The sequence below is a fragment of the Limnohabitans sp. Rim8 genome, from assembly GCF_945869175.1.
In the GTDB taxonomy this organism is placed as follows: domain Bacteria; phylum Pseudomonadota; class Gammaproteobacteria; order Burkholderiales; family Burkholderiaceae_C; genus Limnohabitans_A.
This window is the reverse complement of sequence record NZ_CAMBNZ010000080.1, coordinates 1-13,489: the sequence shown is the minus strand read 5'-3', so window position 1 is coordinate 13,489 and position 13,489 is coordinate 1. Positions and strand designations below refer to the sequence as shown.

The 13,489-nt window shown below is 60.3% G+C and carries 17 protein-coding genes; 5 read left to right on the top strand and 12 right to left on the bottom strand.

All coding sequences use genetic code 11. From position 1 onward, the window contains the following. The 5 genes from Q0O19_RS11540 to Q0O19_RS11520 all read right to left on the bottom strand — a co-directional run. Positions 1 to 1,325, bottom strand: a 1,325-nt coding sequence (locus Q0O19_RS11540) for an MmgE/PrpD family protein (RefSeq protein ID WP_295523123.1), incomplete at its 3' end; no start/stop codon positions are given. 5 nt (positions 1,326 to 1,330) lie between these two features. Further along, positions 1,331 to 2,302: a tripartite tricarboxylate transporter substrate binding protein gene (locus tag Q0O19_RS11535; RefSeq protein WP_295523121.1), complete on the bottom strand. Its 972-nt coding sequence runs from the start codon at positions 2,300 to 2,302 to the stop codon at positions 1,331 to 1,333. Beyond that, entirely contained in the window at positions 2,299 to 3,006 is a 708-nt protein-coding gene (locus Q0O19_RS11530; RefSeq protein WP_295523119.1) for a GntR family transcriptional regulator, read from the bottom strand. Before Q0O19_RS11530 ends, Q0O19_RS11535 begins: the two co-directional genes overlap by 4 nt. A 79-nt stretch (positions 3,007 to 3,085) precedes the next feature. After that, a complete protein-coding gene (locus tag Q0O19_RS11525) occupies positions 3,086 to 3,442 on the bottom strand; it encodes a TIGR03643 family protein (RefSeq protein ID WP_295523117.1) in 357 nt (118 codons plus the stop codon). A gap of 33 nt (positions 3,443 to 3,475) precedes the next feature. Continuing rightward, on the bottom strand, positions 3,476 to 3,988 hold the full coding sequence (locus tag Q0O19_RS11520; RefSeq protein WP_295523115.1) for a cupin domain-containing protein: 513 nt from the start codon (positions 3,986 to 3,988) through the stop codon (positions 3,476 to 3,478). Positions 3,989 to 4,151: 163 nt separating this feature from the next. Here Q0O19_RS11520 and Q0O19_RS11515 point away from each other — a divergent pair, with 163 nt between their 5' ends. Genes Q0O19_RS11515 through Q0O19_RS11505 form a run of 3 tightly spaced genes read left to right on the top strand, consistent with a single transcriptional unit; the run spans position 4,152 to position 5,509 of the window. Then, positions 4,152 to 4,739, top strand: a complete 588-nt coding sequence (locus tag Q0O19_RS11515) for a restriction endonuclease (RefSeq protein WP_295523113.1) — start codon at positions 4,152 to 4,154, stop codon at positions 4,737 to 4,739. A gap of 36 nt (positions 4,740 to 4,775) precedes the next feature. After that, entirely contained in the window at positions 4,776 to 5,144 is a 369-nt protein-coding gene (locus Q0O19_RS11510) for a glutaredoxin domain-containing protein (protein WP_295523111.1), read from the top strand. Between the two features lie 5 nt (positions 5,145 to 5,149). After that, positions 5,150 to 5,509, top strand: coding sequence for a hypothetical protein (locus Q0O19_RS11505; protein ID WP_295523109.1), 360 nt, complete (start codon positions 5,150 to 5,152; stop codon positions 5,507 to 5,509). Here the strand turns inward: Q0O19_RS11505 and Q0O19_RS11500 are convergent. The 7 genes from Q0O19_RS11500 to Q0O19_RS11470 are packed head-to-tail and all read right to left on the bottom strand — an operon-like array spanning position 5,506 to position 12,209. Further along, a complete protein-coding gene (locus Q0O19_RS11500; protein WP_295523107.1) occupies positions 5,506 to 6,675 on the bottom strand; it encodes an FAD-binding oxidoreductase in 1,170 nt (389 codons plus the stop codon). The genes Q0O19_RS11505 and Q0O19_RS11500 overlap by 4 nt on opposite strands. Then, the gene (locus Q0O19_RS11495; protein WP_295523105.1) at positions 6,672 to 7,595 is read right to left on the bottom strand and encodes an ornithine cyclodeaminase family protein; all 924 of its coding nucleotides are present in this window, start codon (positions 7,593 to 7,595) and stop codon (positions 6,672 to 6,674) included. The genes Q0O19_RS11500 and Q0O19_RS11495 overlap by 4 nt, the downstream gene beginning before the upstream one ends. 7 nt (positions 7,596 to 7,602) lie before the next feature. Next, complete coding sequence (leuD, locus tag Q0O19_RS11490; RefSeq protein ID WP_295523103.1) at positions 7,603 to 8,241, bottom strand: 3-isopropylmalate dehydratase small subunit; 639 nt, start codon at positions 8,239 to 8,241, stop codon at positions 7,603 to 7,605. Between the two features lie 10 nt (positions 8,242 to 8,251). Then, positions 8,252 to 9,676: a 3-isopropylmalate dehydratase large subunit gene (leuC, locus tag Q0O19_RS11485; RefSeq protein ID WP_295523101.1), complete on the bottom strand. Its 1,425-nt coding sequence runs from the start codon at positions 9,674 to 9,676 to the stop codon at positions 8,252 to 8,254. A 5-nt stretch (positions 9,677 to 9,681) separates the two neighbouring features. Continuing rightward, the gene (gene rraA / locus Q0O19_RS11480) at positions 9,682 to 10,239 is read right to left on the bottom strand and encodes a ribonuclease E activity regulator RraA (protein ID WP_295523099.1); all 558 of its coding nucleotides are present in this window, start codon (positions 10,237 to 10,239) and stop codon (positions 9,682 to 9,684) included. Positions 10,240 to 10,242: 3 nt separating this feature from the next. Beyond that, positions 10,243 to 11,217 carry a tripartite tricarboxylate transporter substrate binding protein gene (locus Q0O19_RS11475; RefSeq protein WP_295523097.1) on the bottom strand — a complete coding sequence of 325 codons (975 nt, stop codon included), beginning with the start codon at positions 11,215 to 11,217 and terminating at the stop codon, positions 10,243 to 10,245. Between the two features lie 23 nt (positions 11,218 to 11,240). Next, entirely contained in the window at positions 11,241 to 12,209 is a 969-nt protein-coding gene (locus Q0O19_RS11470) for a tripartite tricarboxylate transporter substrate binding protein (RefSeq protein WP_295523096.1), read from the bottom strand. Positions 12,210 to 12,331: 122 nt separating this feature from the next. Between Q0O19_RS11470 and Q0O19_RS11465 the strand changes: the two genes are divergently transcribed. Together Q0O19_RS11465 and Q0O19_RS11460 are read left to right on the top strand one after the other, a co-directional pair. Continuing rightward, complete coding sequence (locus Q0O19_RS11465; protein WP_295523094.1) at positions 12,332 to 13,156, top strand: TauD/TfdA family dioxygenase; 825 nt, start codon at positions 12,332 to 12,334, stop codon at positions 13,154 to 13,156. An 11-nt stretch (positions 13,157 to 13,167) separates the two neighbouring features. Then, positions 13,168 to 13,489: hypothetical protein (locus tag Q0O19_RS11460; RefSeq protein ID WP_295523092.1), on the top strand; the 322-nt coding region annotated here is incomplete at its 3' end.

Sequence of the window (13,489 nt, the reverse complement as noted above, 5' to 3'; positions counted from 1 at the left end):
CCCACGGCCCAGCAGGCCTTGATCAGCGCGGTGGTTTTGGCTTGACCCAAAACAGGATCGCTCAGTCCGTGGAATTTGTCTTCCAGCAGCGCTTGGGTCATGGGGTTTTGCAGCGAGCCTATGGCGTGCTTTACAAACACATGCACGGTGCTACCGTCGGTCAAGGTGGCGGTCACGTCGGCGCTGGCTTCGTCGATCGAGTCGTCCACCATCGCCACCACTTTGCGGCGCAAAGCCACCATGTCGTCGCGGGCCACGATGTGGTCAGAGAATTCTTCTTCAGCGGCAAATCCAAAGGTCAAGCCGGCAGCACAGCCGTGGTAGACGCTGAACTTGGCTTGCAGGCCATCGACGGGTTCTTTTTTGCCGGTCAGCTCGAGCACCAGTGAGTGCACGCGCAAATCAATGCGTTGCACTTGTTCGGGGCGCACGCCTTTCGCACGCAATTGGGCGCAGGCGTCGATGCTGGGGTGAATCACGATGCCGCAGGCGAAGGGCTTGTAGCTGTTGAACGAAATTTCAAAGCGCTCGCCCAGTTCGTGCGTGATCTCGCTCCAGTCGTTTTTGATGGACACCGTCTGCATCATGCCGCGAGGCGCTTCCAGCGCTTTGGGACTGGCTGTGAAACCTTGCTGGGCCAAGAGTGCAGACATCAGGCCTGCACGCGCGGCGGCGCCGGGGTGGAAGGGTTTGGTCATGGTGCCGAACTGCTCGCGCATGCCAATGGGCTGCGAGGCGGCAATGCCCAAGGCCATGGCGGTTTGTTGCTCGTTGAGTTTGAGCAAGCGTGCGCAGGCGGCAGCGGCGCCCAAAGTGCCGGTAGAGCCAGTGATGTGCCAGCCACGGTCGTAGTGGTCCGGGTACATGGCATTGCCCACGCGGCAAGCCACGTCGATGCCAATGACCAGTGCATCGATCACTTCTCGGCCACTGCACTGCTGGTGTTCGGCCAAAGCCAAAATCGCCGAGGCCACAGGACCCGCCGGGTGGATGATGGTTTTCAGGTGGGTGTCGTCAAAGTCAAATGTGTGCGAGGTGATGCCGTTGATCAAGGCGGCGCTGGCCATGTCCACTTTCGTGCTGCGGCCCAGCACGCTGGCTTGCGCTGCGGGTTGCAGCACTTGCACGGCCGCCAAGACTGCATCGGTCGCTTCGTGGCCAGTGGCACCCACCGCGCAGCCCAGCCAGTTCATAAAAGTGCGGTGTGCCTCGAGATCGACCTCGTCGCTCCAACCTTTGGAGGGGTGCGTGGCCACGAATTTGGCCAGAATTTGAGTCACTGCAGGAGCGTTGTGGTCAGCGGTGACTTGGGTATTGCGAGCCATGGTGTTCAGTTATCGAGTTGGATGTTGCGAGCTTTGGCGATGGCGGTCCATCGGACGATTTCAGCTTTGATGAAGGCGCCAAATTCGTCGGGCGTCATGGTGATGGGTTCGATGGCCTCGATCGAGAGTTTTTCGCGCAAGTCAGGGCTTTTGAGCACGGTGGACAAGGTGTCGTTCAGGTGCTTGACGATGGGCGCAGGCATGCCTGCAGGGCCCACCACCCCGTACCACTGCTGGGCATCAAAACCTGTGAAGCCGGATTCCTCCAAGGTGGGAATGTCTTTGTATTGCGAATGACGCTTGGGGCCCGTGACCGCCAGTGCACGCACGCGCCCTGACTTCATGTGGGGCACGGCGGCGGCCAAACCGGGAAACATGGCTTGGGTCTGTCCACCTATCAGGTCGGTGAAGGCCAGCGCGACGCCTCGGTAGGGGATATGGACCATGAAGGAGTTGATCTGTTGTTTGAACAACTCCATGGTCAAGTGCGTCAAGGAGCCTTGGCCCGCCGAGCCATAGCTGAGGCGCCCGGGATTGGCTTTGACGTACTCCACAAATTCTTTGATGTTGCGCACGGGCAGCGAAGCGTTGACCACCAGCACATTGGGTGTGGCGCCGATCATGCCAATTGGCGTGTGGTCTTTGACCGGGTCATAGGGCACTTTGCGCGTGGCTGGGCTGGTGCCGTGGGTGGCCACATAGCCTTGCAGCAGGGTGTAGCCATCGGGAGCTGCTCGCGCAGCAGCTTGGCAAGCGATGACGCCGCCGCCGCCGGCTTGGTTGTCCACAATGAAAGATTGTTTGAGCAAAGCACCCCAACGCTCGGTCAAGGTTCGACCCACCATGTCGCTGCCACCCCCGGCCACCACGGGCACGATGTAGCGGATCGGTTTGTTGGGGTAAGCGGCTTGGGCATGGCCGAAATTGGGCAGCAGGCCTATGGCCGATGCGGCTTGCAGCAGTTGGCGGCGTTTCATGGTGAATTCTCCAGTTGAGAGGTGTCTTCCAGTCGGACAAGGGCGTCGTTGACGTGACGGATCATCAGCAACTCGGTCTGCATGAAGTCGCCTTCTCGCAGGGCCCGAACAATGCTTTGGTGCTCGGCAATCGATGCTTTTCTGCCGCTGTTGGCAGAGAGGTTTTTGAGGCGCGAGATGTGGAGTTTTTGCACAATACCCCGGTAAATTTCGGCCATCTGCCCGTTGCCTGCAGCCTCGACGATGGCCCAGTGAAAATTCAGGTTTTCTGAGTAATAGCGGTTGGTGTCGGCACCTTTCAGGGCCTCTTGCATGCCGTGGGTGGCGCTCACCAATGATTTGATCAAACGGGCGCGCTCTATGGGGAGCAACTGTGCTGCAGCACGTCCGGCAAAGCCATCGAGCAAAGCCCGCAGTTGGTACAAATCGCGCACTTCGACGCGGCCCAATTGGCGAACAAATACACCGGAGTGCTTGCGCGAAATCACCACGCCAGAGCTTTCAAGTTCTCGCAAGGCCTCACGCACGGGCACCCGAGACACATTCAGCCGCGCCGCCACATCGGGCTCGTTGATGCGTTGACCGGGCGTCAAACTGCCATTGAGAATGCCCGCCAGCACATCGTCGCGCACCCGCTTCGCCAAAGAAGTGGTGTGCGAGTCGTGTGCTTGTTCAGTCGGCGTTTGGGCAAGCCAAGGGAGCATGCGATCTATTCAATTCGTATACGAAAAGACAATCGTATACGAAAATGAATGGAAGAAGATAAGGGAATTCCCTGACCGTTCAATTCAAGGCATCACGTTTCAGGTGCGTGGTGCGCACTGGAAATTCGGGTTCGCCGCTGTCTACGGCCTCTGCCGCCCCGACGGCTGCCCGGGTCTGCAGGCGCAAAGCTTGCTCTGCTTCTCGCTTGCCGCCATGCTTGGCCGACCGACCCCGTACGCGCATGCGCCAAACCCTGAACGAGCGTGTTTTCAGTTGGCCCCGCATCAAGGCGATGACCTCGTTTTCACCCAAACCGAACTGCAAGGCAATGGCTTCAAATGGGGTGTCGTCAGACCAAGCCATGCCGATGATGCTCGACACGTCGGCCTCGGACAAGGCGCTCGAAATTTCAGAGCGCGGTTCGGTTTTTTTCATGCAAGCCTTGAACACCGCCTGTGAAACGCTTCTTCAAACGCCGCCTTGTGGGTGTGTGGGGTCAATCCAGAGAACCGTTTCTGGTTTTTCAGCCGGTTCAATGTCCATGTTGACCGCCACGGCCTGGCCGTCGCTGCGGCACAAGACGCACTCCAAGGTCTCGTCTGCGCTGGCATTGATCTCTTGATGCGGCACGAACGGCGGCACATAAATGAAATCACCCGGCCCGGCTTCTGCCGTGAATTCGAGTGCATTGCCCCAACGCATGCGGGCGCGGCCCTTGACCACATAGATGACGCTTTCCAATGGCCCGTGGTGGTGCGCGCCGGTTTTGGCATTGGGGTGGATGTGCACCGTGCCTGCCCACAGTTTTTGAGCACCCACCCGTGCAAAGTTGATGGCCGCTTTGCGGTCCATGCCCGGTGTGGAGGGCACATTGCCATCCAACTGGTCACCGGGTACCACGCGCACACCATCGTGCTTCCAGTCGGTAGGGGGGTGACCGTGCACGGCGGAATCGTTGGGGTCGTTGGGTGTATGCGACATGGCTGGGGTCCTCACTGAAACAGAGATTTTCACTTTAGCATGGGGTCATGCCCGATTTTCTGCAAGGCCTGAGCTGGGCTCAACTAAACTCTGGCCACTCGCACCCAAAAAGGAATTTTTTTTTGCAGTGTCGACGGTGGCTCATTTCTTCTTCTGAATCCCCATGAAATTCAAAATGTCCGAGAAGTCGCTGTTTGCGACTTTGCTGCGTGCCCCTTGGTGGGTGAGCTTTTTGGTGATGTTGGCCGTGGCCTTGGTGGCCGGGGCTTTGCTGCCTGACGCTTATAAAACAGTCGGCATGCTGGGCGCGTTTCCATTTTTTGTGATCGGTGTCATGGCGGCTTGGCGGCAAAGAAACGCCATCTCTGCCAACCAAATCCAAGAACTGGTCGAGCAAGCCCGGGGCATGGGCTGGCGTGACTTTTCGGTGTTGGTGGAAGAAGCGCTGCGACAGCAGGGTTTTGTGGTGACCCGCCTGGCCGGTGGCCCGGCCGATTTTCAAATTGAGAAAAATGGCCGCATCACCCTGGTCAGCGCCAAACGCTGGAAAGCGGCCACCGTGGGCGCCGAACATCTGCGGGAATTGCTGGCAGAGCGTGAAAGCCGCGATGCCTTTTCGTGCACCTGCATGAGTCTGGGCGTCTTCAGCCAGGCTGCCATCGACTTGGCGAACGACAGCCCCATGCAGCTGCTGGGGTCGGCCAACATTGCGCAACTCATGCACGACGGTGCGAAAGCCCTGCATGTCTGAGACCTTGGCACATTTTTTGATCCACCCAGGACCTCCATGACCCGACCCCTTCTTGCCGAATCGGCCATCCACCCGGCCATCCGCCAGCGCATTGCCGAGCACCACTTGCCCGTGATCCAGCAGGTGCAAAAAGCCATTGCCCAACACCCCGTGGTGGTGGTGGGCTTATCGGGTAATCCTTTTGTGGGGAAGGCCCGCAAGGCGCTTGCAGCAGCTGGCGTGGCACACGAATACATTGAATTTGGCAGTTATTTTTCAATGTGGCGCTTGCGCAATGCCTTGAAAATGTGGACTGGCTGGCCCACCTTTCCGATGGTCTTTGTGCGTGGCACCTTGGTCGGCGGGGCAGATGACCTGCGCCGCTTGATGGACAGCGGTGAACTCCACACCTTGCTCAAAGCCTGAGGTTCATGACCGCCATGGCAAAACCCGAGTTGTGGCGCACGGAGGTGGGCGATGCGGTGGCGGTGCTCCACATTCCAGGCGCACTCAAGCGCGCTCGCACTTTTGACATCGATGTCAGCTTGTGGGTGCGTGTGCCCGAGGACAATGCCGAGGCTTGGCACGAATTGACGCTGGAGATCGACGGCAAGCAGCAATGGCACCGTCGCATCGCCAGCAGTTGCCCGGGTCAGACCGATGGGCTGGACTACCACTGCCGCATGGTGCTTGAAGCCGGGCCGGCCCTGCGTATTCGCGCTGTGGCGGGCACCCAGGGCGCAGTGGTCCAGCGCCTGCAAATCGAAGCCCGCGAAGACGTGCAGGACTAGCCAATCACCTGAAGTTCGCGCAGTGGGCGGTTTTGCACCAGGCGCTCAAAGCCCAAGTCATCCACGGCAATGGTTTTGGACTCGCCATGAAGCATCCATTCCGCCAGTGCCAAACCGGCTCCTGGGGCATGTTGCATGCCGTGGCCCGAAAACCCGTTGATGAAATACAAGTTGCGCCAATCCGGGTGTGGGCCGATCACGGCGTTGTGATCGAAGGTGTTCATCTCGTAATATCCCGCCCAGGCCCGCTCCACCCGCAGCGCGGACAGCGCCGGGATGCGGTGCGCCAGCGACGCCCATTGCGCGTCGCTCCATTCGGCCCAGTCGGGCTCCAGCGGCAGGCCAGGTGCGGTTTGCAAAGGCTCTGCACCGCTGATCAAAAAACGGCCCTCGGGTCGCAGCCACCAACCGCTTGGGTCGATCAGCAAGGGGCAATGCGGCAGCGGCTCTGGGCAGGACAGCACAAACACGGTGCGTCGCGCTGCTTCGATGGGCAGTTGCACCCCGACCATGGCAGCCACCTCGCCAGCCCAGGCGCCCGCCGCATTGACCACTTGTGCGCAGCCCAAAGAGCCGCCACTGGCCAGCCGCACAGCGCTGACTTGCGAGTTTGCATGGTCCAGACCCACCACCCGGTCGTGCAGACGCTGCACGCCTTGCGCCATGGCTTTTTTCAAGAAGGCCTGGTGCAGCGCCGGGCCATCGAACCAACCTTCGCCGCTCAAACCCAGACTGCCCAAGGCCACATCGTCCACGTTCAGCCAGGGGTAGCGCTGGCGCAGAGCCTTGGGGCCCAGCAAGGCCACATCAGCCCCGGCTTGTTTTTGGATGTGATGGGCATTTTGCAGTTCTGCGGCTTGCTCGGGCTGAGCCAGGTACAAATAGCCGGGCTCCTGTAAGCCCAGCGCCACCGGGTGGTCGGGCAGGCCCAGGTATGGCTCGGCCTCGCGCAAAAACGTGATGCCAAACTGGCTCAGGCGGATGTTGACCGGGCAGGTGAACTGCTGGCGGATGGAGCTGGCCGACAGCGATGAAGAGGCTTTTTCGTACCGCGTGTCCGACTCGACCAGCGTGACACGCAGGCCTGGCTGCAAGCGGGTCAACCAATAAGCCGTGGCGGCGCCCATCACACCACTGCCCACGATCACCACATCGGCGTGGCTCATGGGCGAGTGCCTTCGGCCAAAGCTGCGCGGTACACCAAGCGTGCTGCCACGGTGTCTTCTACCGCTTGGCCCAGCGATTTGAAAATGATGGTCGTGCCCGCAGGCGGTGGTGCTGTGCGGCCACACAAAATTTCGCCAATTTCGGCCGCGACCCGTGCGCCCGAGAGCATCACATCCCCCGATTCTTTTTCGGCCGCTTCGCGCTGGTCGGCCACCACCCAATGCGCCATGGCTGCGTCGTCCAGCTCGCGCCAGCTGGGGCGGGGTGCTCCCACCGCCGCCACAAAGGCACCGGGCTTGAGCCAAGCGCCCAGCAGTACCGGTTCACTGGCGTTGGTCACGGTGCACACGATGTCGGCCCCGCGCACCGCTTCTTCGGCGTTGGCACAGGCCACCCCGGCAATGTCTTGTGCGCACTGCTGGGCGTTGACCGCCGTGGGGCTCCACACGCGGATCTCGGAGACCTCGCGCACGGCCCGCAGCATCAGTGCATGGCTGCGGGCCAGCACGCCGCTGCCCAGCATGGCCACCACCTGCGGCGTGTGCGGCACCAGCGCGTCTGCGGCGACGGCAGAGGCGGCCGCCGTGCGCATGGCGGTGATGGTGTTGCCCTCCATGACGGCCAAGGTCTGGCCTGTGGCCGGGTCCATCAGCACGATGGTGCTCAGCAAGGTGGGCAAGCCCTTTTGGGCATTGCCCGGCACCAAAGTGATGAGTTTGGTGCTCAGGGCATCACCCAGTTGCGCGGGCTTCAAAAACAGCAAACCATCGGCCGCGGCATCGCCAATGGCCATGACCATGCGCAGGGGTTGCACCACCTGGCCCAGCGTCAGCGCCACCAAGGCTTCGCGCACGCCTTGCAGCAGGTCGGGAACGCTCAACAATTCCTGCACGCGGGTTTCGTCAAAATAGTGAACCATGGCTTTTCTATGGGTTGGAGGGTGGCATCAACCAAGGGTGGGTGGCCACATACTGGGCTTCAAAATCACGGATGTCTTGTGCATGCATCAGGCTCATGCCCACGGCATCCAGGCCGCGCACCAACATCTCTTGGTGCAACGGGTCCATCTCAAAGTGCAGTGTCTGGCCATCGCCCGGTGAGTGCAAGGTTTGTCTGGGCAAATCCAGTGTCATGGTGCAGTTGTCCGGGTTCTGGGCCAAGGCCATCAAGCGATCGATCTGCGCTGCCGGCAGCACCAGTGCAGGCACGCCATTGCGCATGCAGTTGTCGCTGAAAATGCCCCCAAAGCTGGAGCCCAGAACGCACCGGATGCCCATCTCGCGCAGGCCCCAGACCGCGTGTTCGCGGCTCGAACCGCAACCAAAGTTGGGGCCCGTGATCAAAAACACCGCATCACGCCATGGCGCCTGGTTCAACACAAAATCGGGGCGCATTTGTCCAGAGTTGTCAAAACGCATGTCGTGCAAAAAGCCCTTGGACAGGCCTTGCCGATCAATTCCCTTGAGGAATTGCTTGGGCATGATCTGGTCGGTGTCCACATTCGGCAAGGGCAGTGCGGCCGCGGTGCCCAAAATGATGTTGACGGCTTGAGTTGCAAAATTCATCGCATCGTCTTCAACAGGCGCTCAAGGCACGCACATCGGTCAACATGCCGGTCACGGCTGCAGCCGCCACCATGGCTGGGCTCATCAGGTGGGTGCGCGCGCCCGGACCTTGTCGGCTTTCAAAATTGCGATTGGTGCTGGACGCACAGCGGTCCCCGGGATTGAGGTGGTCTTCGTTCATGGCCACGCACATCGAGCAACCCGCCTGCCGCCACTCAAACCCAGCCTCTTGAAAAATGCGGGCAATGCCTTCGGCTTCGGCTTGTGCGCGCACCCAGGATGAACCTGGCACCACCAGGGCTCTGACCCCCTGGGCCACGTGCCGGCCTTTCAACAGGCGCGCCGCATCGCGCAAATCATCGATGCGGCTGTTGGTGCAGGAGCCAATGAAGGCATGGCTGATGGGCAAGCCTTGCAGGCCTTGCCCGGGTTTGAGATCCATGTAGGCCAGAGCGCGCTGCATGCCCTGTCGTTTTTGGCTATCGGTTTCGTGCGCAGGGTCAGGGACCACGCCGTCAATGGGGACCCCCTGGTCGGGGCTGGTGCCCCAGGTCACGCGCGGCGTGATCTGGCAGGCGTCCAAGCTGACCTCGCGGTCAAACAGGGCATCGTCTTCGCTGCGCATTTGACGCCAGTGCGCCACGGCAGCATCCCACTGAGCGCCTTGCGGCACACGCGGGCGGCCGTGCAGATACTCGAACAAGGTGTCGTCCGGGGCCACGATGGCCCCGCGTGCAGCCGCTTCCACGCCCATGTTGCACAGCGTCAGGCGACCTTCCACACCCATGGCGCGAATCGCCTCACCGGTGAATTCGATCACATGGCCCGCAGCCCCATCGGCCCCGATGAGTGCAATCAGACTCAGCACCAAGTCTTTGGCGGTCATGCCAGGTTGCAGCAGGCCGTTCACCGTCACGCGCAGGTTCTTTTGCGGTCTGTACATCAGGGTTTGGGTGGCCAGCAGGTGCTCGATCTCACTGCTGCCAATGCCAAACCCCAAGGCACCCATGGCGCCGTGGGTGGTGGTGTGGCTGTCGCCTGCAGCCATCACCATGCCGGGCAGCACCCAGCCTTGTTCGCTGGCCACCACATGCTCAATGCCTTGGCGTGCGTCCAGCATGTCAAACAGTTCAATGCCGTGCCGTGCACAGTGATCAGCCAGCGTGCTGACTTGACGGGCTCGATCGGCATCGTGCAGCACCATGGTGCGCGCGTTGCGTATGGGCGTGGTGGCGTTCACGTGGTCAATCACAGCCAGGGTGGACGCGGGCCGCCAAACTTGGCGATTTTGCGCATGCAAGGCGGCAAATGCTTGCGGGCTGGTGTATTCGTTGAGCACCTGCCGGTCGACGTACAGCAGAACCTGACCACTCTCGCCCAAGGGCCGCACCGTGTGTGCATCCACGATGCGTTGGTACAGGGTCCGTCCAGCCATGCGGGTCAGGTCGGCAGCGTTGTGCCTGCGGCATAGGCGGCTGTGGCCGCCACCACATCCGCTACCGCAATGTCAAGCGCCTTCAAGCCCCTGGGGAGCATGATCACACCATCGGCATCGGCCACCAAATGGTCGCCGGGGATGAAGGTCACGCCGCCAAAGTGCAGCGGTACATCCCGCTCACCAGCACCGCTGCGGCTGCCACGTTTGGGCACCGTGCCCAAAGCTTTCACACCGATGTCGATGACATCGAGTTCGTCGGCATCGCGCACCACGCCATGAATGACCAGACCTGCCCAGCCGTTGCGTGAGGCCAACTCGGCCATCACATCGCCAAACAAGGCCCGCGCCATCGATCCGCCACCGTCGATGACCAGCACCTGACCGAGGCCTGGTTGGCTCACTGTGTCGCGCATCAGGCCAATGTCTTCGTGGCACCGCAGGGTGCGAATGGGCCCGGTGAAGGCCCGGCGCAAGCCATAACTTTGAAACAGCAAAGCGCAGGCCAGCGCGTCATCGCAGGCATCGCACAGGTCGGTGGTTTTGGGAATGGCGTGCTGCACAAATCAGTCCATGCGAACGTTGGCTTCCCTGACCAGTTTGGCCCAGGATGCACTGTCATCCGGAATGAAGGCGGCAAACGACTCGGGTGTGCCACCGATGATTTCACCGCCCTGCGAGGCGATTTTTTCGGCCACATCGGGCAACTTCAAAATGGCGGCAATTTCGGTGTTCAGTCGCCGCGTGATGTCGGCAGGCATTTTGGCCGGTCCCAGCACTGCAAACCACTGCAGCATTTCGGCATTGGCCACGCCGGCTTCAGCCATGGTGGGCACATTGGGCATCAGAGGGGAGCGTTTGTCGCTGGTGATGGCCAGCACGCGCAGCTTGCCGGCCTGGTAATGCGGCATGACATTGGGCGGACTTTCAAAGTTCAGGTTCACCTGACCTGAAAGCAAATCGACAATCGCTTGGCCACTGCCTTTGTAGGGAATGTGGTTCATCTGGGTCTGTGTGGCCAGCATGAAACGGGCTGCGGCCAGGTGTTGTGCGCTGCCACTGCCCGAAGACGCGAAGCTCAGGCCCATGGGTTTTTGTTTGGCCAGCGCCACAAAAGATTTGACGTCGTTGGCGGGCACAGCAGGGTTCACCGTCAGCAGCAAAGGCGTCGAAGCGACCCGGATGATCGGCGTGAAATCTTTCACCACGTCATAAGGCAGCTTGGGATAAAGCGCAGGAGCCACTGAGTTGGAATTGCTGTGGCCCAGCAGCAGCGTGTAGCCATCGGGTTTGGCCTTGGCCACGATGTCCGCACCCACTGTGCCGGCTGCGCCCGCCTTGTTGTCCACCACCACCGGCTGGCCCAGACGGTCTTGCAGTTTTTGACCGATTGTTCTGGCCAGAACATCGGTGAACCCTCCGGGGGCAAAACCCACCACGATGCGGATCGGTTTGTCAGGCCAGTTTTGAGCGAAAGCGCCGGTGCTCAGGCACAGGGCCAATGCCACGGCAGAGCGACGAGAAATAGAGTGCAGTGTCATATCGGGTCTTTGTTTGTTGGGGGTCAGTCAATCTGCGCGCCAGAGGCCTTGACCACCACAGCCCATTTGGCCAGGTCTTTTTTCAGGATGCTGCTGAATTCGGCAGGCTGGGTGATCAGCACATCTGCACCTTGGGCATTGAAGCGCTCGATCACATCCTTGTTTTTCAGCACGTCTTGCACATCCTGGTTGATGCGCCGGATCACTGCCGCCGGAGTTTTGGCTGGGGCAAACAGACCGAACCAAGGAGAGACATCAAATTCTTTGAATCCCGACTCGGCAATGCTGGGGATGTTGGGGAAGTTGCCCGAGCGCACCGCACTGGTGACCGCGACCGGGCGGAGCGTGGCGCTTTTGATGGCCCCGGAGACCGATGGCAAGCTGGTGAACACCATGTTGATCTGGCCACCCATCAGGTCCTGCATGGCCGGTGCCGCGCCACGGTAAGGAATGTGTTCGAGCTTGGTGTTGGCCGCCGCATTGAACATCACGCCCAGCAAATGGTTCACCGAACCGTTGCCAGCCGAGCCAAAAGTCAAAGGTGTGCGCTGTCCTTGCTCCACCAGATCCTTGATGCTTTTCACGGGAGAGTCCGGGCGCACCACCAGCACAAAGGGCAGGGTGGCCAACGTGGCCACCGGCTCAAAATCCTTTTCAGGGTCAAAGGGCAATTTTTTGTACAAGGCCGCGTTGATGGCGTGGGAGCCTGCATAGCTCATCAGCAAGGTGTGACCATCGGCAGCAGCTTGCGACACATGCTCCATGCCCACGTTGCCACCCGCGCCTGCGCGGTTTTCAATGACCACCGATTGGCCCCATTTCTCGCTCAACTTTTGGCCCACGATGCGGGCCAAGGCATCGGAGGCACCGCCCGGCGTTTGCGGCACCACAATGCGCACCGGTTTGGACAAAAACTCTTGCGCCATGGCGGCGCTTGGGGCCAGGCACAAGCCAAAAGCCAAGGCGATAAACTTCAATCGACGGTTCAACATGTCAGCTCCAAAAATCAATGGGTTAGGATGGCACGAAGGCATGCCCATGCTTGTCTCTTGGTCGACAAAGTGGCTGCAAAGTGGCTAGGGGTTTACCCAAGGCCTGTGACACAATGAAAACCATGATGATCCGTCAAATTGCAGGTGCCTTGGGCGCCGAGCTGAACGGGGTCGATTTGACCCAGCCCCTCAACGCCGATGTGCAGCACAGCATCCGCAGCGCTTTGTTGCAACACCAGGTCATTTTCTTCCGTGACCAAGACCTCTCGCCAGAGCAGTTCATGCGCTTTGCCCATACCTTGGGTCATCCGGTCGAATACCCCTTCGTCAAAGGCTTGGACGGTTTTCCTTGTGTCATCGAGGTGAAAAAGCTCGAACATGAACATGTCAACTTTGGTGGCATTTGGCACTCAGACACCACGTACCTTGAGCAGCCGCCCATGGGCTCCATGCTGTTGGCCAAAGAGGTGCCACCATATGGCGGTGACACCCTGTTTGCCAACCAATACATGGCCTGGGAATCGCTTTCTGACACCATGAAATCCCTGTTGCAAGGTTTGGTGGGCATCAGCAGTTCTGCCAAAGCCGATGTGTCCAAAACCCGCGAAGACCGCATCAAAAGCGATGGCAAGGACAGCGCGCCGAAAGAGTACATCGCGCACCATCCGCTGGTGCGCACGCACCCCGAAACAGGTCGCAAAGCCCTGTACGTGAATGTGGCCCACACCTCGGGCATTGTGGGGATGTCAGAAGCGGAAAGCACCCCGATCCTGAATTTTTTGTTTCAGCACCAGGTCAAACCCGAGTTCACTTGCCGCTTTGTCTGGCAGACCCATTCACTGGCGGTGTGGGACAACCGCTGCACCCAACACAACCCGGTCAACGACTACCACGGTTTTCGACGGGTGATGCACCGCATCACCTTGGCGGGTGACCAGCCGGTTTGAAGTCCCGCACCATGAGCATGGATTCCCCGATTTTGGATGCCCAGGCCTTGCGCGCCTTGGGTGAAGCCATCACACCTCTGGCGTGCACCTGCACCGTGGGCGTTTGCGCCGGATGGGAAAGCGTCACCGAAGACCGGTGGTCCATGCGGCAAATGGTGAAAGTGGGCAGCCTGCGTGATGCAGCTGACCTTTACGGCTGCGCCGCTGCCGAGCCGACATTTGAAGAATTTCATCCGGAGGGCACCCGCTACGAATCAGCCGATGCCCCTTTTGCACCCCGGTTTTTTCCATACAACCGATGTGACGCGTTTGCCTGCAGCACCTGCCAACGTG